Origin of the sequence: Prodigiosinella aquatilis (assembly GCA_030388725.1) — a bacterium.
Classification (GTDB): Bacteria; Pseudomonadota; Gammaproteobacteria; order Enterobacterales; family Enterobacteriaceae; genus Prodigiosinella; species Prodigiosinella aquatilis.
Genome location: CP128857.1, coordinates 3,111,309 through 3,130,855, shown reverse-complemented (window position 1 = coordinate 3,130,855; position 19,547 = coordinate 3,111,309). Strand labels below are relative to the sequence as shown.

The window sequence follows — 19,547 nt, the reverse complement described above, 5'->3', positions numbered from 1 at the left end:
ACCACCTGTGCGGATTTTGCGCTCAGGTTAAAAGGCGATTATGAAAATATTCTCTCGATCACGGTTTAATTCGCGTGAATCCTCGTCGCCCTGGAATGATACTCTACCGGTAAGAGGCGAGTTATTTGGCCCGGAACGTTTGGAACAAAACGGGCGCACATTGGCTACCGTTCAGACGGTGACGAGTTCACCGCCTTTTGTTCCGCCGTTACACCATCGACTGAATGATAATGCTAAAGTGCTCCTGGCCGCTTATCGCGCCAATGCCGCCGAACTGGAAAAAGGCCGACGTGTGGTGCCGGCAGCCGAGTGGTTATTGGATAACTATCATCTGGTCGCTGAGCAGATTCGTGAAGTCCGTGAAGATCTTCCCCCACATTATTACCGACAACTGCCTAAGTTATCTCAGGGGCCGTTTGTCGGTTATCCACGGGTATTCGGTCTGGTGTGGGCTTTCGTCGCTCACACGGATAGCTATATTGATCCAGAAGCATTACGCCGTTTCATCACGGCATATCAAGAAGTGCAGCCCTTGACGATCGGGGAACTGTGGGCTGTTGCCATTACCTTGCGTATTGTGTTGATTGAAAATCTACGTCGTCTGGCCGACCAAATGACCGCAGGGCGTCTGGCGCGAGCCGAAGCGGAATCCGTTGCGAATAATCTTTTGCGTGCCGGGGATGGGCAAGCTGCATTGGCTAATGAAATTGCCCGTTACAACAAGGCACCTTTGTCCGATACGTTTGCGGCTCAGTTGGTGAAACGCTTACGCGATCTGGATCCCCGAACTACACCCGCACTGGGATGGCTGGAATACCGACTGAGCCAGCAGGGAAGTTCGATGGATGAAGTTGTGCAATCCACCCAGCAACGCCTTGGCGCGTCCAACGTCACTGTGCGTAATATTATCACCAGCATGCGGCTAATTTCCGACATGGATTGGGCGACATTTTTTGAAAGTGTCAGTCTGGTTGATGTGTGTCTACGGGAAGGTAGTGCATTCGATGAGATGGATTTTACCACCCGCAATCTATACCGCAGTGCAATTGAGCATCTTGGGCGTCGGGCGCCGTGTACAGAATTGGATATTGCGAAAGAAGCCTTACTGATGGCGCATGGTGACCCTGATTTATCGCCTTATGATGATCTCAGTGCCCGAAAACGCGATCCAGGTTATTACCTGATTGCAGAAGGGAGACCGCAACTGGAAGCGGCTATCGGTTTTCGGCCTGGAGCCGCACTGTGTTTTAACCGGTTTACCCGGCGTGTTGGCATGACCGGCTATCTGGGATCAATCGGGTTTTTTACTGCACTGTTATTCGCGGGGATAGGGGCCATATTGTCATTCCCCGTGGTTTCAGCCGTCTGGCTGATATTTATCGGCCTCGTCTGCCTGATTCCATTTTCTGAAGTTGCGATAGCCTGGGTTAACCGCCTGATTACCGCGTTATGCGGTGCCTCGCCATTGGCTGGGTTGGAACTATTATATGGTGTGCCAACGCGTTACCGGACCATGATAGTGATACCGACATTGCTGTCCAATGAGCAGGATATCCTGCAACAAATAGCGCAACTCGAAGTTCATTATCTGTCCAGTGGCCAGGGCGACATGACGTTTGCCTTGCTGACGGATGGTATTGATGCCGATACGGAAACTATCGAAAGAGATCACGCGCTGTTAAGCCTGGCATCACGAACCATCCAGCAGCTTAATGACCGCTATGAACCGGGGCCTGCCGGCAGGCGTTTTTTATTGCTGCATCGTAAAAGACTGTTCAACGCCAGTGAAAATGTGTGGATGGGCTGGGAGCGTAAACGGGGAAAATTGCACGAACTTAACCGCTTATTGCGTGGTGCTACGGATACCAGTTTTATACCGGTTGAGCAACAAGCTGTTTATGTCCCGCCGGATGTCCGCTATGTGATTACGCTGGATGCGGATACGCTTTTACCTCGTGATACGGCATTAAAACTGATTGGCAAAATGGCGCACCCGCTTAACCAGCCATGCTGGGATGCCAGCGGTCAGCATATTGTCGCCGGTTATGCCATTTTGCAACCCCGTATTACGCCATCGCTGCCCGCAGGACATGAAGGGTCACGGTATCAGCGTATTTTCACTGCGCCGGGGGGCATTAATCCTTATGAAGCCGCAGTATCTGATGTCTATCAGGATTTATTCGGTAATGGTTCCTATACCGGAAAGGGAATCTATGACGTGGATGCTTTTGAACGGGCATTAGAGGGACGCATTCCTGAAAACACGTTATTGAGCCATGATCTGTTTGAGGGCAGTTATGCCCGTTCGGGACTGGCATCGGATGTTGAACTGATCGAAACTTTTCCCTCCCGCTATGACGTTGTTGTCCAGCGGCAACACCGCTGGACGCGTGGTGACTGGCAACTCTTACCGTGGATCCTGGGGCTGGCGCATACCGCTACAGGCAAGACGGCGTCGTTATCCGCAGTAGGACGCTGGAAGATGGTTGATAACCTACGGCGTTCGCTTTTAGCCCCCAGTTTGTTGTTGATGATGTTTCTTTTTAACGTCTTGCCGTTGGCGCTGGCGTGGAAAGGTTTCCTCGCGGTGCTGTTGGTGCTGGCATTCTCGGCTTATTTGCCGATTTTCTGGGATATCATTTCCCGCTGCTGGTGGGGACTGACACGCCAGAAGTCATTGCAGCAGAGCCATCCCCTCGAACATCTGTTGAGTGACCTCAAACTGGCATTCATGCAGGTCTTCCTTTTGCTGGCGTTTCTTCTCGATAATAGCTGGCGAGTGCTTGATGCTCTCTCTCGTACCCTGGTGCGTTTGACTATCACCCGCAAGCATTTGCTGGAGTGGACGACCGCGGCGGAATCCGGGCGGCGTCCTCGTCTGACGCTGGTGGGTTTTTATGTTTACATGGCTGGCAGTTTGTTGCTTGGCGTAATTGTGGTTGGTGGCGCGCTGATGATGTCACCCTGGAACTGGCCACTTTGGCTTCCGCTGGCATTACTATGGTTAGCTGCACCCGCGTTGGCATTATGGGCCAGTGAAGAGCGTGCTATTACACGGGAGGAAGACATTAGCGAGACGGATAAACAGGCGTTGAGATTGATCGCCCGGCGTACCTGGCGTTTTTTCGAAACCTTTGTCACTGAGCATGAACATGGCCTGCCACCGGATAATTTTCAGGAGCGTCCAAAACCGGTTATTGCTCACCGTACCTCGCCCACCAATATTGGTCTGTATTTACTCTCCACGGTGTCAGCGCGAGATTTTGGCTGGATTGGCATAGAGAATGTGCTTGATCGTCTGGAAGCGACGTTCACCACTCTGGATCAGTTACAGCGTTTTAATGGCCATTTTCTTAACTGGTATGACACGCAGATGCTCCAGACATTATTACCGGCTTATGTCTCTTCGGTGGATAGTGGCAATCTGGCTGGTGATCTGATCGCATTGGCGAATGCCTGTGAGTTATGGCAGGAAGCGAGCTGGGAACAGGATGTTCGTGAGCCATTAGCCGACCATCTCCAACTGATTCGTGATGCGCTTTCTCGGCATCAGGAGACTCAGAATGAGCCTTTGCTACTCCAGTCGTTAGACAATATTGAGCATTTACTGAACAGTGATCTTGCCCCTGAACGTCTGTTATCGGCATCTCTTGTGCAGTTGGAACCGTTGTTGCAGCGAACTTATGTGTTGTTACCGCGAACTGATGATGGTGTGATCGCCGACCCTATTTTCTGGATGAATGCCGCGCGATCGATGTTAGTTGAGCAGGAGAGGGAACGGGTCTGCTCTGGTGCTCTGCGCGATATGCTGGTTGAGCGGTTGCAGAACCTGGCTTCTCGGGCACGGACGATGGCGATGGAAATGGACTTTAAGTTTCTTGTTGACCCGGAGCGTAAGCTGCTGTCGATTGGCTATTTAATGTCGGAAAATCGCCTTGATGTCAGTTGCTATGATCTGCTGGCTTCCGAGGCGCGATTAGCCAGTCTGTTTGCTATCGCCAAAGGCGATGTCGGCACTCGACACTGGTTTCGTCTGGGACGGGGTGCCACGCGTATCGGCCGTAGCTCGGCACTGATGTCATGGTCGGGTTCGATGTTCGAGTACCTGATGCCATCGTTGTTGATGCGTGCTCCATTAGGGAGTTTGCTGGAACAGACGACCCGTCTGATTGTGGCGCAGCAGCAAACTTATGGCCGAAGCCTATCACTTCCCTGGGGCATTTCTGAATCGGCCTATAATGCGCGTGATATCGATTTCATCTATCAATACACCAATTTCGGTGTTCCTGGTCTGGGGTTAAAACGGGGACTGGCGGATAATCTGGTGGTAGCGCCGTATGCGACCGGGTTGGCAACCATGATCGATCCGCTTGCCGCCTGTCGAAACTATGAGCGCTTGGCGGCGCTGGGGGCTTCTGGCCGCTATGGATTTTATGAAGCAATGGATTTTACACCTTCGCGCTTGCCAGATAATGAAAAGGTGGCCATTGTTTACAGCTTCATGGCACACCATCAGGGGATGACACTGGTGGCGATCGCCAACACGTTACATGATGGCAATATGCGCTGCCGTTTTCATCGTGAACCGATGATCCAGTCCTGTAACCTGCTGTTACAGGAAAGCCGGCCAGTGCACGTCGCTATTGCTGAACCGCTACCAGACGATGTGAAAGACAGCCGGAGTGAAAGCACTAATGAAACGGCCATATTGCGGCGTTTTTCCGCTATACCCGCAGGAGCGCCTGTAACACATTTACTTTCCAATGGCCGCTATGCTGTGATGCTCACCACAACCGGATCCGGTTATAGTCACTGTCGTGGGTTAGCGGTTACACGCTGGCGGGAAGATCCGACCCGGGATCACTGGGGGAGTTTTATTCTGTTACGTGATATGCGCAGTGGAAGAATCTGGACTGCGGCTGACGAACATCCGTTAATGGAACCGACGGGAAATCTGCCGCCCCCTTCTAACATCATCAATAGTGCAATTGGCGAACCACCCCATCGTCACGATGTTATTTTCGGGGAAGATCACGCCTCCTTTATCCGTTATGAACGCACATTGACCACTACGATGGATATATTGGTTTCGTGTGAAAGCGATGGTGAAGTACGCCGTATTACCCTGACGAACAGTGGCCGGCGGCAACGTGACATTGAACTGACGTCCTATGCGGAAATCGTGCTGGCTCCGCCCAGTGCCGATAATGCTCATACAGCCTTTTCCCGTTTATTTATACAAACAGAGTATCTGGATGAATTTTCTGCATTAATTGCTACCCGTCGGCCAAGAAGCCAGGATGAGCATCCGGTCTGGGCTGCACATTTTATGGTGCTGGAAGGGGCGGATGGCAGCGAAATACAGTATGAATCCGACCGTGCGCGTTTTATCGGCCGGGGGAAATCAGTTATGACTGCCGATGCTATTTCAGGCCGTAAGGCGTTGTCGAATACCACAGGCACGGTACTTGATCCCATATTTTCACTGCGTCAGCAGGTGACGGTTCCCGCTGGTAAAACGGTTCGTCTGGCGTTCTGGACCGTTATCGCTACCTCGCGTGAAGAACTGATTGATGTGATCGATAAGCATCATGATCGTAGTGCGTTTGAACGTGATAAAACCTTTGCCTGGACACAGGCTCAGGTGCAATTGCGTCATCTTGGTGTTAAGGCGGAAGAAGCGGCGGATTTTCAACGTTTGGCGGCCCCGGTACTCTATGCCGATCCGCGTTTTCGGGCCCCGGTTGAATCGATAGTCCGTGGTGCGGGAGCACAGTCGGGTCTTTGGCCGATGTCGATTTCGGGTGATTTGCCCATTGTGTTGTTACGCATTGATGATATTGATGATATTGCCCAGGTTCATCAACTGCTGAGGGCGCATGAATATTGGCGTATGAAGTTGCTGAATGTGGATCTGGTCATCGTTAATGAGCGCGCATCGTCTTATATACAGGATCTACAGATGGCTATCGAAACAGCGATTCACAGTAGCCAGTCCAGACCGCGTTTGGGAGGGGCACAGACCCGGGGATCCGTATTTGCCCTGCGTGCTGACTTAATGTCGCAAGAGTCGAGGGCCTTGCTGTTATCGGTAGCGAGAATATCGTTGATTGCCCGTCGAGGGGCAATTTCCCATCAACTTGACTTAATCCCGTATGCACCTCCTCGGCGTCGTCTGCCACGCATGTTAAAGCCGAGTGTGCCGGACAAGATGCCGTTGACGGAGGAACTCGAGTTTTTTAACGGTATTGGCGGGTTTGCCCGACAGGGGCGTGAATATGTCACGGTCCTCGAGGCTGAGCTTACAACCCCTGCGCCGTGGGTGAATATTATTGCCAACCCAACGTTTGGTTTTCAGGTGTCGGAAGTGGGTAGTGGTTACACCTGGGCGGAAAACAGCCGTGAAAATCAGCTGACGCCCTGGGGTAATGATGCGGTGTCTGATCCTGGTGGAGAAGCGCTGTACGTACATGATGATGTCAGCGGTGTACTATGGACGCCAACAGCATGGCCGATTAATGATGGTGGGTGCTACGTCGCCCGGCACGGGCTGGGTTATAGCAAGTTTGCTCATAATGCCAATGGCATTGAGCTGGAGTTATTACAGTATGTCCCACTGGTTGATCCGATAAAAATATCTCGCCTGAAAGTACATAACACCTCAACGCAAGTGCGCTATTTGACTATTACTGCCTATGCCGAATGGGTGCTGGGTGGTTTACGTAGCGCCAGCGCGCCTTATCTACTCAGCCATGTAGATACACAGACGGGCGCGATGCTGGTGAATAATCTCTGGTCTGGCAGTTTCCCAGGACGCATCGGTTTTGCTGATTTAGCGGGTCAACAGTCATCATTGACCGCCGACAGAACCGAATTTATCGGTCGTAATGGACAAATGAGGTTGCCAGCGGCACTGATAGAAAACCGCCAGTTATCAGGGAATGTAGCGGCCGGAGTCGACCCCTGTAGTGTGTTGCAGACACAGATCCATCTGGCTCCTGGAGAGCAGACCGAGATAGTCTGGTGTATCGGCCAAGGGACCTCAGTTGAACAGGTCAGAGACCTGATTGAAAAATATCGGAAAATCGATCTGGATCAGGTACTGAGTGAGGTTGAAGCGCATTGGGAAGCCATAACCGGTGCGATACAGGTTAAAACACCAGACAGAGCAATGGACATTATGCTCAATGGCTGGTTGCTCTATCAGACGTTGTCATGCCGTATTCAGGCCCGTTGTGGATTTTATCAGGCCAGTGGTGCATATGGTTTCCGCGATCAGTTACAGGATGGCATGGCATTGACCTTCTCCTCTCCTCAGGAGACGCGGCAACACCTGTTGCGGGCGGCTGGACGACAGTTTGTCGAAGGTGATTTTCAGCATTGGTGGCTGCCACATAGTGGTGCCGGGGTAAGAACCCATATTTCTGATGACCGTGTCTGGCTGGCTTTTGCCACCGCAACGTATGTGCAGGTTAGTCAGGATTACAGTGTTCTGGCCGAGTCCATCTGCTTTCTGGATGGGCCACCGGTTGCCCCGGATGAGCATGATATCTTCTTCCAGCCCATGCCGTGCGCTGAGTCAGCGTCTCTGTTTGAGCACTGTGCTCGAGGGTTGGATCAGTGCCTGTCATTGACCGGAACTCATGGTTTACCGCTGATGGGGAGCGGGGATTGGAACGATGGCATGAATCGTGTCGGGGAAGGCGGGAAAGGCGAAAGTGTCTGGCTGGGATGGTTGCTCATCCGCACAATAGAAATCTTTGCCCCACTGGCCGATGCTTCGGAAGCGGAGCGCGTCTCACGCTGGCGTGAGCATGCCGAGTCGGTGCGGCAGGCTATTGAGCGCACAGCATGGGACGGTGCCTGGTATCGCCGGGCAACGTTTGATGATGGCACCTGGCTTGGCAGTCATAGCAATGATGAGTGTGTCATTGATTCGATCGTGCAGTCATGGGCGGTACTTTCCGGTGCCGCCATCCCTGAGCGCGCGGCGTTGGCTATGGCCTCGATGGAGGACTACCTGATTCGGCGAAAAGAGGGACTTGCTTTGCTGTTCACGCCACCGTTTGATCACACTATGCATGATCCTGGTTACATCAAAGGCTACCCACCCGGTCTTCGCGAAAATGGCGGGCAATACACCCATGCCGCGCTGTGGGCGGTGCTGGCTTTTGCCCAGCTGGGGGAAGGCAATAAAGCCGCAGAACTGTTTGCATTGCTTAACCCAATCAACCACGCTTCAACGCCGGAACAGGTTTCCCGATACCGGGTTGAACCTTATGTCATCGCTGCTGATGTTTATTCCGTTGCCCCTCACACCGGACGTGGTGGCTGGACCTGGTACACCGGCTCGGCAGGGTGGATGTACCGGGCGGGTATCGAGGGCATTCTTGGCATTCATCGTGAAGGTGATCGGTTGATTATTTGCCCTTGTATTCCATCACACTGGCCGGGTTTTGAAGCAGCTGTCACGCTGGGGGACGCTCACTATGCTATTCGCGTGGTGAATGATTCGCACCGGTGCCGGGGGATTGCGCAGGCAACACTGGATGATGTGACTATCCCATTTGAGGCTGAGGAAGGATCGGTACAGGTTACTGTGGTGTCAGGGGCGCATCAGATACTACTCACGCTGTGAGCGGGATCGGGATTTGAACAATAGGAAAGTGGTTTAAGCGTTTTATTCATTATTGGCAGAAGGTTGGCGAGTAATTAAGCGTCCATGTAACATGTCCATAGCGGACGATGCTCAGTGGACGCTATTATTGTTCGTTCCTTCTGCCGATAAACATTGGTTTTAGTATGTTACGAAGGCTGATTTACCTGCATAGACTGCCGCACTGCCAAGTTCCTCTTCAATTCGCATTAACTGATTGTATTTTTCTATACGTTCACCACGACATGGTGCCCCGGTTTTAAGATGACCAGCCATCAAACCGACCGTCATATCGGCAATAAAGGAATCCACGGTTTCGCCACTACGGTGCGATATAAATGTCCCCCAACCATGTTGATGGCACAGGTGAACCGCATCGATGGTTTCACTCAATGAGCCAATCTGGTTCAGTTTTATCAATGCTGCATTGGCTAACTGTTCATCTATCCCACGCTGTATGTATTTTACGTTGGTAACAAACAGGTCATCGCCGACCAATTCCACCTGGTGCCCAATGGTGTCATTAAGGTATTTCCACCCGTCCCAATCATCTTCTGCAAGGCCATCTTCAAGCAGAATGATGGGGAAGTTTTTAATCAACCCCTGATAATAATCTGTCATTTCCTGGGATGTTAAGGCGACATTTTCGGTACGGAGATGATATTTACCCTCTTTACAGAATTCGCTTGATGCCGGGTCCATACATATTCCGATATCATCCCCAGGACGATATCCGGCTTGCTCGATTGCCTGGACAATCAGTTCCAGCGGCTGTCGATTGGATGAAACGATAGGTGCAAACCCGCCTTCATCGCCGACACCGGCACTCAACCCTTTACTGATGAGAATTTGTCTTAAGGTTTGATAAACTTCGCTACCCCAGCGCATGGCTTCACGGAAAGTAGGTGCGCCTACTGGCGCAATCATATACTCCTGGAAATCTGCGCCCTGACCCCGGGCGTGAACGCCGCCATTGATGATATTCATGCAGGGTACAGGTAATAAATTGGCGCTCATTCCCCCGATATAACGGTAAAGTGGCATGTTATAGACTGACGCCGTTAAACGAGCCACGGCCAGCGAAACGCCCAGAATGGCATTGGCGCCCAGTTTGCTTTTATTTTCTGTGCCATCGAGCGCAATCATTTTATTATCAATTGCTTTTTGATCCCGTATGTCCTGACCAATAAGCATATCGCTTATTTCATGGGTGATGCTGTTTACCGCATTCTTGACGCCTTTCCCGCCAAACCGGTTTTTGTCTCCATCACGTCTCTCTATAGCTTCTCTCTCACCAGTGCTCGCGCCTGAGGGTACGGATGCTCTGGCAAAAGCGCCACAGGGAGTATATACCTCTACTTCAACGGTCGGGTTGCCTCGGGAATCCAGAATCTCTCTGGCCAGGATTTTTTCAATTTTGAAGCTCATAATGACTCCTAATTAAGCATTAATATGTTTTATAAGCACATCAACGTCGAGGTGATTGATAAATTCAAGGGAACGGGAACTGATAATTCCCAAAAATCGATTAGTATGACCCGCGATGACAAGATCTATATTTTTTTCATGGATAAGTTTTTCAACATCATCGAATCTGCGTAATGTGACGAGTACGACCGTATCGACATTTTCAGGAACAGCCGTAACGACTTTACTAAACATTGACTTGGCTTCTATTACTTCTCTTGATTGCACACCCTCCGTACGAGAGTCAGAAATATAATTCATGGCAAGGTAATTGAAACTAATATGTCCAAGTGTGATTTTCATATTGCCATTATCTGAAATCTTTGCCGTGTGCCTTAATAAAACGGCGCCGTCTTTCTCATCATGGATTAAAACCAATGCGTGTTTATAGATATTCATGGCAGTCTCTCTTGTTGCTGACGTTATTGAGTGAATCCCGGAAGACGGTTTTTCCCGGCTCATTGACGCTGACAGACAGGTAGTATCGGGACCGATAAGTTTTACCTCCATGAGCGGAGGAATATGGAATGTCACAGGCTCTTGACCAGGCGCAGCTAATTATGTCGGTATCAGAATTTTTATAATCAGTCATGTAACACATAATCTCCCCTGAAATAGTGCAGAAGAGAAACAGATGTCGAGGAAAACAGCCTGACATACGATACTCCTCCTTGATTAAGGAAACGTAAGCCAGGCGTCATCAGCTATATTCTATAGCGGTTGGGGAAGGTAGTACGCCATTACCTTTTATAGATATGAATATAGACCACACATTATATCTTCACAACCGACAGACTGTATGGAAGTGTTACGTATTGACTTAGGGTGATCACTGTTTTGGCGATCACCCTAAGTCACTGGCCGCACGAGCAAAGCGCCTTCATGTGCGCGGTGTGCCGTCGCCCGTATCAGCAATCCTCTATGATCAAATAAGCGGCATTGACCGGACCATGCACCCCGACCACTTTGATCAGCTCAATATCTGCCGTGGAGCTGGGCCCACTGATGAGATTGATGCAAGAAGGCATACGCTCGCCTTGCTGCGTCATCTGATGCAGGCGCTGCGCCAATTGGGCGACGCGTGGCAGGATAGTGCTCTTGCGCAGCACAAAGATCGAGGACTCGGGTAGTAAACTGAGCGCACAGCCTTGCTCCGCTGTCGAGAACAGTACTACACCACCCGATTCAGTCAGGCCGTACTCGGCGTAGACCACACCAATTTTGGCTTGTTCGGCCTGGCGGATCGGCGCATTACTGTCGATTGATGACCAGACTTCCGCCTGACATTCACGCTGTAGCCATGGGGTAATGCCCAGAGCGACCAGCCGGGAATCACCGCTTACGATCACCGGAGCATGTCCATATCGGTCACACAGTTGTAACGCCGCCTGCGCGGCATCCGCTTCAGACGTCAGTTCACAGTGCGTTAGCATGACATTGGAAGCAATGTCGATAAACGCCTCATATCGCTGTTGGATGCTCAGTTCTGTTAGCCGCGTGCGGGCATAATTGTTCATCAGCGTTGGGAGCGGTTCTGGTGTACGACGAACGTCGCGCCCAAGTTGTTGAGCGATCCCGACCAGAAATGCATCACGGTTTTCCATTATTTATTCCCCTGCGCCTGATGTTTTTTGAACCAGCTGCGAAAGCTTTCACCGTCGGCTTCCGGTAAATCCCGTGCTTCGGTCCACTCTCCGATGGCACCAATGTCGATCGGCGCTTTACCGCCTTTAATGAACCAGCTTGCCGCACGTGCGCCAGCAACCATACCGACTTTCCACAGCGCCGGATGACTATTGGCGTAAGTGAACATTTTGGTCGCTCGCTGCTCGGCCTTGGATGTCATGCCACTTTCCGCCATGATGCGCCGGTGTTTGAGGATCAGTTTTGAGAGCGGAATCCGCACCGGACATACCGAGTCGCAGGCGGTACACAATGAGCAGGCGTAAGGCAGATCTTTGAAATCCTGATAGCCGCCTAACAGTGGAGAAAGCACGGCACCAATCGGTCCGGGATAGATCGAACCGTAACCATGACCGCCGATATGGCGGTAGGCCGGGCAAGTATTCATACAGGCCCCGCAGCGAATACAGCGCAAAATATCGCGAAACGGTGAACCGAGTACCTGTGAGCGACCGTTGTCGACAATCACCAAGTGAAAATCTTCCGGACCATCAATGTGGTTCGCCTGGCGTGGACCGGTCAGCCAGGTGTTATAGCCGGTTAAGCGCGCACCTACCGCGCTGCGTGCCAGCAGAGTGATCAGTACGTCCACTTCTTCAAACGTTGGTGTAATACGCTCCATGCCCATCACCGCGATATGGGTTTTGGGCAAGGTGGTGCACAATCTGGCGTTACCCTCATTGCTGACCAGGCAGACCGAGCCGGTTTCCGCCACGGCAAAGTTACAGCCGGTGATACCGACCTCGGCGCTGAGAAAATCCTGGCGAATCTTCTGGCGGATAAACAGAGTCATTGCCTCTGGCGTTTCCGGACCGTCATAGCCGAGTTTTTCATGCAACACCTGGCGAATCTGATAACGATCCTTATGGATGGCGGGTACTACCACATGGGAAGGTGGATCCTGGTCCAACTGTAAAATATACTCGCCAAGGTCGGTTTCAATGACGTTGATGCCGGCTTCCTCTAATACGTGGTTGATACCGATCTCCTCGGTAACCATTGATTTGGATTTCACCACTTTGCTGGCATTTTTAGATTGAACAACCTGTAGGATGTACTGGGTAGCCTCTTCTTTGGTTTTTGCGAAACAGACATGGCCCCCGTTGGCGGTTACCTGTTCCGATAATTGGTAGAGATAGGCATCCAGATTACTGAGCACATGGTCGCGGATTTGCCCGGCATAGTCGCGCCACGCTTCCCAATGACCCAATTCATCCACCATTTTCTGTCGATTGGTGCCGATACGCTCCTGCGCGTTGGCGACTGCCTTGCGCATGATAGGGTCTTCAATCTGGATACGAATGCGATCCTTGAATTTTACGTCGCTGGTTTTCAGATACATATCAATTCCTTATCGACTCATCAGTGCTTCGGAGATGTGTATCACTTTGACGGGATGACCTTCGCGCTGGATGCGCCCACCAATATTAATCAGGCAACTCACGTCGGCGCTAATCAGATAATCTGGTTGAACGGCCATCATATGGCTGACCTTCTCTTTGACCATTTCGCCGGAGATCTCCGCCATTTTGACCGAAAAAGTGCCACCGAATCCGCAACAGGTTTCCTGGCCTTGAAACGGTAACAGTTCCAGGTCTCTGATATGGCTAAGCAGTGTGAGCGGCTCTTCGCGAACGCCCATTTTACGGAACAGGCTACAGGAGGGATGATAGACCGCTTTGCCGGGTAACCGGGCACCCACATCGGTTACTCCCAGATGATTGACAATAAATGACGTGAGATCATGCATACGGTTGGCGACAGCTTCGGCGCGGCGCACCCACTCGGGTTCAGCCGTCAGATAGGTGGAATAGCTTTTGATGGCGTAGGTACAGGAACCCGCTGGCGAAATAATCGGATCGTTGTTTTCTTCCAGCGCGGCAATAAGATTTTTCATTCCGGGAATAGAATCCTGGATGTAGCCGCTGTTGATGGAGGGTTGTCCGCAGCATCCCTGTTTTTCCGGAAAGTTGACCGTACAGCCAAGCTGTTCCAGCAGTAGCACGGAATCGCGTGCCATACGTGACTTGAGAGCATCACCGATGCAGGTGACGAAAAAATTAATGTTCACGACAATTCTCCTGTTGCACTAGCGGATTAAGATACCTGGCTGGAATTGACGTTCGTCCAGGTTGTCTATTGCCATCCGAATTCTGTTTTTAACGCTTTGCGGCATTGTTATTTTGCATGCATAGATGCTTCATCTGTTTCTGTCATCATAACGTCAGCGATTACATAGAAATGTCTGATCTCTCCAGATGTAATTAATGGGTTGGTAAATTGAGATCGGATAGTTCAAAACGGACAGTTCAAAAAAACGATGCCGTCCCAATAACCATTATTAAAAACACTATGTGAATTTAAGGGCAGATATCCCGTTTACTCATTGCGACAAGACGCTGAACTCAGCATGATTATCACTCAAAATCTGATGTCTTATGTTATTATATAATGTCGTTATCTATCGATTAGAGGACAACTTTATGCCGCATCATTACGCCAGGCTGGCAAAGAAGCCATATGAGTTGTATTTACCGGTTTCTGTCCCTGAAGAAGTGTGTGACTTGCCGCGTCCGGTCTACTTTCGAACCTACCCGCTGAAAAAAAAGATATATATCGTGCGACATCAACATGCGTTTATTGAGTTTCTCTATGCGCGTGAAGGCAGTATGCGAGTGGAGATTGATGGCAAAACGCTTATTGTGCCGGTATTCCATGGAATATGGATTCCCGCCAATACGCCGCATCGTATATGGGCTATGAGTGATGTTCTACTCGAGTGTTTATATCTTGAACCTGATTTCATCAATATTAACAACAGTTACTGTAACGTAGTGATAATCAGTCATTTTGTCAGGGAATTCATTCATTACGCTACGGAAAACATTCCCGTTCTTTATGATGAAGATCAGCACGATGGCATGCTGGTAACGGTATTGGTTAATCTTCTTTTACAACTGCCGGATGCCGGGTTTTCGTTATCCTGGCCGCGTTCCCCTACATTTATGCATGTCTGTAGAGAAATACAGGCCAATCCGGGTATGGCTCATAGCATTGAGGAGTGGGCAGAGAAAACCAGTATGTCGATACGCACTTTTTCGCGTCGTTTTAAAAAAGAAACGGGTATTTCATTCAGCGAGTGGAAAAAGAAAATGAGGTTATTGGAATCCGTCATCATGCTGAAAAATAATCGCAGTGTTACCCAGGTGGCCCTGGATCTTGGTTACTCCGGCATTGCGTCTTTTACCTTCGCTTTTCGCCAGATGTTTGGCGTTCCTCCGACACGTTACTAACATTTGCAATCCAATACTCATATCGGCGGAAGGGGATATCCTCAAGGCAAGCGCCTCCTTGGCGTAATCGAGCCGCTTTTAGTAATCGGTCAATCCGCCTTGTATCACGTGAGCTAATTTCTGCATCCTAAACACTCCTCGAACATCAACCTGACTCATTTGTGGTTGTTCTAGCTGCAATGCCAAGTCTCTTGCCATGCCATTCAGCATGTGGCAGCTCTCCTTTTGACTTATAGTATTTGTCAATACCGATCGAATTGCGACCCACCATGCCAAAGTAATCCATCCTGCCAAAGCGAGGAGTGGTTGTTAATTAAAGATAGGTTTCCAAAATTCAACCCGAGTAATGCCGTCATTTTTGAATACGGACAATGGCTTCCAACTTAATTATAAGTACTCGAATAACATGCTTGCCAGCCAACTGATTATTTATTGATAACTTGCTATCTCGCGTCCTACTGGTTATAAAGCCACTATCTTAGATGGTGGCTTAGCAATATTGAACTCAAAGTAAAAGCTGGGGTTTTATTCTAACATCAATAATCAACTCAGTATCTCTTCGATAGTGATGTAATCACCTACTCGGCCTGTCATTTGCTCGGCATCAGTATTTACCGACAGAGTCTTTTTCCCTGGTCTCCAACCAGCAGGGCAAACTTCCCCTGTCTTGGTTGCGTATTGCCAAGCCTCAACCTGTCGTAAAAATTCATTCACATTTCGACCGACTGAATCTGCTTGTACTTCTTGTGCCACACAGATGCCATCCGGATTAAACAGGAATCGACCTCGTAGAGCTACTCCTTCTTCCTCCACTAAGACACCGAACATTTCGCTCACCGCCTTGGTGGTATCGGCGCCAATGGTTAATTGCAATCCAGCCAGCAGGGGTTCTGTTTCGACAAATCGTTTATGTGAAAACTTCGAGTCGACAGAGATTGCCAAAATCTCAACTCCGAGCTTTTGAAATTCATCGTATTTAGCATTCATAGCCGCAATTTCTGTCGGACAAACAAACGTAAAATCTGCCGGATAAAAACAGATCACCGCCCATTTGCCTTTATAGGCATCGCTTGATACTGAAATAAAATGCCCTGATTTTGCATCATATGCCTCCAGGGTAAATGAAGGCATTTCTTGTCGAACCATACTTGAACTCATAGGCTTCTTCTCCGATTGTTCATATTGATGAGAAATAGTTAATTCTTTCTTTAAGGGTTTTCTGGCTTTTATTCCGGTATCACAGCTCATTCTGCTTTCCTCGTAAATGTGAACACCAATGAACAATTACTCAAGCAAGCTACGTAGCATCCAGGCCGTTTTCTCGTGTAATTGGATACGCTGTGTCAACAAATCAGCAGTTGCCTCATCATTGGCGGCATCGACTATAGGAAATAAGGAACGAGCTGTTTTAACAACAGCTTCCTGGCCCATGACAAGATTTGCAATCATGACCGTGGCCGCAGGAACATCATGATCTTCCGGCATCACCGTCAAGCGTGAAAATTCGTGGTATGTCCCTGGAGCAAAACAACCCAATGAACGAATTCGTTCCGCGATTTGATCTACCGCCAGAGCCAATTCGTTGTATTGATTTTCAAACATTAAGTGCAAGCTATTAAACATTGGCCCGGTAACATTCCAATGGTAGTAGTGCGTTTTAATATACAAGGTATAACTGTCTGCCAAGAGCCGGGACAATCCTTCGGCAATATCCAACCGGGCTGACTCAGAAATACCAATATCAATTACTTGTTTACTCATCATTGCTCTCCACACACTAGTGATTGCGAACTTACAATATAGCATATGCTATATTGTATAAACATACAACAGGTAAACAGGATCGCGCCCAGATCAATAGTTATATTGTATATAATTGATAATTAAGTATTTTAATTCATAATACTCCGTGAGCTCACGCGGCGCGGCCGACAGAATTCATTAATTTGCACGACCCAACACGATGACTTCCGCAGCAGCAAGAGAGCCTAGGTTGATAACCTGTTAGTCGCCGTTTTGCAGCCGTGCCTGACACACGGCCTTAGCCCGATGGCCCGAACGATAGTAAAGTTGTATGGGCTCTTGTTTGCTGATCCCCAGCTTGGATACCTCCGGTACTATCCGCTGATACTCAATATTTCTCGCTTCAGGCACATGCTCGACTGAAAACCCCTCGGTAGTCCGGACATCAATCAGCCACTCTTTGGCCAGATACACTCTGGCAACTCAGAAAAGCTCCGATCAGTAACAGGGGACGCACCCATATAGTTCCCTCCTTTATGCCTTTCAACTCACGGCACGGAATATTCGATTCCGTGCAATCAATGGTCATTCATTCAGCACAGGTTCTGAAGTGCCCCTTTTGTGCCAAATTAGCGATCAGGAGCAGCAGCCAGATCGTCAGATATAGCGCAAAGGTCGGCACCAACCACTGGGGAAGTTTCCAGCCGAGAAATGACCACTGTCGTTCGGCACAATCGGCATAAACCGCAAAAAACCAGGGGCCCATGAATCGAGTGGTAACCAGCGCGGCGGTTATCAGTCCCATGGTGGCAATTCGCTCATAAATGCACATCACACAAGGTGATAATCCCAGCCCATGTTGAAACACCATGGCGCTTAGTTCTAGAAATAGAGCGGAGACCAGCAACAACTTCCAGGATGAACGCAGCTGGGAGATCCCTTGCAGATAGGCAATCATAATGACAACGTCTCTTGGGTCGTGACTGGCAGAACCTTAATATTGTAACGGGCGCCAACATGGAGCAATTTCACATCCACATCGGGTAATTGCCGTTGCAGGCGCTCGATCACGGCATCGCCGGTACAGTGTCCTGGCCGCAGGAAATCGAGCTGGCATCGCCGCAAAAAATCCAGGGTATGTGCCAAACGCGGCTCATCGGCATGCAACAGATGCAAGCCACCGATGATCCCAGCCACTTTGTTAACTCCGGTCTGTCGGCGGATATGGGCGATGGTATTGATGAGCCCTGAGTGGCAACATCCCAACACGATGACCAAACCGCGCGGCGTATTTAGCCACAAAGCCAGATCATCCTCGATATTATCTGGTGCGAATCCCTCGGCATCAAGAAAGAAGGGCCCACCGACATCCTCAAAGGTATCCTGGCGCGGGATCTCACCACTGGTGCCCCAATAGGGCGTCAGCATTTGTGCGGTGAGACACCAAAGATTCATCTGGGGTGGAAGATCCCATAACTGAGTCACAACCGGGGTCGGCATACCAATACTGCGCACCGGCTTGTGGGAATGGCGACTATAGCGCGGTAAAATGACACTTGGGTGGGCCAACACCGGGCATTGAACACCCAACCGCCAGAGTGCGCTCAAGCCACCGGAATGATCATAGTGTCCATGACTGAGCACCACCCGTTGGCAATCATTTAATCGGATATCAAGCTTATCGGCGTTGTGGATCAGTGTTTCACCCGAACCGGTATCAAACAGCAAGTCCAGCTCGGCCGAATGCATCCAAACTGCAAAGCCATGTTCGGTCTGCAACTCATCTTGAGCATGATTATCGCAAAGCACAGTGATCTGGACTTCAGTAGTCATGAGCCATACTCCCTGCGGTTGGCGCGATAAACTTGGCAGAAGCGCGTGCTAGGCGTTGATTTGCGGCAATATTCTGTCCGGCAATATGCAGTCCAGACACTAGCCAAGCTTCGAGCTGATAGATGCTTCGGCGCTGGCCGAGTAGCCTAGCACAGACTGTGAGGGCCTGACTCACACGGATTGGCGCCATGAATCGAACCGTCAACTCGGCCGTCAGCGCCGTTATTCCCTGCATGAATAAGCAGTGGGTCATGGCCGCATCGAGTAAGGTGCTGGTTATGCCGCCATGCAAAAGTCCCGAATAGCCTTGATGTTGTGAACTCACCATAAAAGGCGCACTGACGGATCCATCCGGATGTTGCGAGAAAACGAGCTCTAACGAATCAGGATTGTTTTCACGCGAGCCACAAACTATGCAGTGGGCATGACTCTGTCTAACCTCATGGTAACTATTCATTGAGCCCTACTTAGCGGCAGGTGGAAAATTACCTGCCGCATTGGGTCATCGATTAACTGGCCAGCTCTTTTACTGCTGCCAGTGCCTGAGTGCCATAAATCACCGCAGGGCCTCCGCCCATCAGGATGGCAACATCGATGGTCTCAACCAGTTCCTGCTCGCTCGCTCCCGCCTTAAGCGCTGCTGCCACATGGGCCGCGATGCACCCATCACAACGGACAGCAATCGCAATTGCCGTTGCCATCAGCTCCTTTTGTTTAATGCTGAGTTCACCCTCGTACATTGCCGCCTTATGCAAAGCTAGAAATGCATTCATGGTATCTGGACTGGCCTTGTGGTAAGCCGATCCGAATTGACGTTGTTCCTGATTAATCTCTGTGTAGTTCTTAGCCATAAAATACCTCGACTAGTTGTT

Annotated in this window: 14 protein-coding genes and 1 riboswitch; of the genes, 2 read left to right on the top strand and 12 right to left on the bottom strand. The window is 50.1% G+C overall.

Going from position 1 to position 19,547, the window contains the following annotated elements; all coding sequences use genetic code 11:
* The first annotated feature begins 40 nt into the window (after window positions 1–40).
* On the top strand, window positions 41–8,638 hold the full coding sequence (locus PCO85_14575; protein WJV52453.1) for a glucoamylase family protein: 8,598 nt from the start codon (window positions 41–43) through the stop codon (window positions 8,636–8,638).
* A 159-nt stretch (window positions 8,639–8,797) separates the two neighbouring features.
* On the opposite strand, the gene eno is transcribed toward PCO85_14575, so the two are convergent.
* From eno to PCO85_14550, 5 genes are all read right to left on the bottom strand, one after another.
* A complete protein-coding gene (gene eno, locus PCO85_14570) occupies window positions 8,798–10,084 on the bottom strand; it encodes a phosphopyruvate hydratase (protein WJV52452.1) in 1,287 nt (428 codons plus the stop codon).
* Between the two features lie 12 nt (window positions 10,085–10,096).
* On the bottom strand, window positions 10,097–10,522 hold the full coding sequence (locus PCO85_14565; protein WJV52451.1) for a universal stress protein: 426 nt from the start codon (window positions 10,520–10,522) through the stop codon (window positions 10,097–10,099).
* A 285-nt stretch (window positions 10,523–10,807) separates the two neighbouring features.
* Window positions 10,808–10,877: riboswitch (Fluoride riboswitch) on the bottom strand.
* 154 nt (window positions 10,878–11,031) lie between these two features.
* Window positions 11,032–11,727, bottom strand: coding sequence for a lactate utilization protein C (locus tag PCO85_14560; GenBank protein WJV52450.1), 696 nt, complete (start codon window positions 11,725–11,727; stop codon window positions 11,032–11,034).
* Window positions 11,727–13,148 (bottom strand): LutB/LldF family L-lactate oxidation iron-sulfur protein, encoded by a 1,422-nt coding sequence (locus tag PCO85_14555; protein ID WJV52449.1) that lies wholly within the window; start codon window positions 13,146–13,148, stop codon window positions 11,727–11,729. Before PCO85_14555 ends, PCO85_14560 begins: the two co-directional genes overlap by 1 nt.
* Before the next feature lie 9 nt (window positions 13,149–13,157).
* Window positions 13,158–13,877 (bottom strand): (Fe-S)-binding protein, encoded by a 720-nt coding sequence (locus PCO85_14550; protein ID WJV52448.1) that lies wholly within the window; start codon window positions 13,875–13,877, stop codon window positions 13,158–13,160.
* A 412-nt stretch (window positions 13,878–14,289) separates the two neighbouring features.
* On the opposite strand from PCO85_14550, the gene PCO85_14545 reads away from it, so the two are divergent.
* Window positions 14,290–15,099, top strand: coding sequence for an AraC family transcriptional regulator (locus PCO85_14545; GenBank protein WJV52447.1), 810 nt, complete (start codon window positions 14,290–14,292; stop codon window positions 15,097–15,099).
* Between the two features lie 543 nt (window positions 15,100–15,642).
* Here PCO85_14545 and PCO85_14540 read toward each other — a convergent pair.
* From PCO85_14540 to PCO85_14510, 7 genes are all read right to left on the bottom strand, one after another.
* Window positions 15,643–16,347, bottom strand: a complete 705-nt coding sequence (locus PCO85_14540; GenBank protein ID WJV52446.1) for a peroxiredoxin — start codon at window positions 16,345–16,347, stop codon at window positions 15,643–15,645.
* 36 nt (window positions 16,348–16,383) lie between these two features.
* Entirely contained in the window at window positions 16,384–16,863 is a 480-nt protein-coding gene (locus PCO85_14535; GenBank protein ID WJV52445.1) for a Dps family protein, read from the bottom strand.
* Between the two features lie 240 nt (window positions 16,864–17,103).
* On the bottom strand, window positions 17,104–17,316 hold the full coding sequence (locus PCO85_14530; protein ID WJV52444.1) for a rhodanese-like domain-containing protein: 213 nt from the start codon (window positions 17,314–17,316) through the stop codon (window positions 17,104–17,106).
* A 115-nt stretch (window positions 17,317–17,431) separates the two neighbouring features.
* Complete coding sequence (locus PCO85_14525; protein WJV52443.1) at window positions 17,432–17,800, bottom strand: disulfide bond formation protein B; 369 nt, start codon at window positions 17,798–17,800, stop codon at window positions 17,432–17,434.
* A complete protein-coding gene (locus PCO85_14520; protein ID WJV52442.1) occupies window positions 17,797–18,675 on the bottom strand; it encodes an MBL fold metallo-hydrolase in 879 nt (292 codons plus the stop codon). Before PCO85_14520 ends, PCO85_14525 begins: the two co-directional genes overlap by 4 nt.
* On the bottom strand, window positions 18,665–19,003 hold the full coding sequence (locus tag PCO85_14515) for a PaaI family thioesterase (GenBank protein WJV56093.1): 339 nt from the start codon (window positions 19,001–19,003) through the stop codon (window positions 18,665–18,667). Before PCO85_14515 ends, PCO85_14520 begins: the two co-directional genes overlap by 11 nt.
* Window positions 19,004–19,184: 181 nt before the next feature.
* Window positions 19,185–19,526 carry a carboxymuconolactone decarboxylase family protein gene (locus tag PCO85_14510; protein ID WJV52441.1) on the bottom strand — a complete coding sequence of 114 codons (342 nt, stop codon included), beginning with the start codon at window positions 19,524–19,526 and terminating at the stop codon, window positions 19,185–19,187.
* Window positions 19,527–19,547 lie beyond the last annotated feature (21 nt).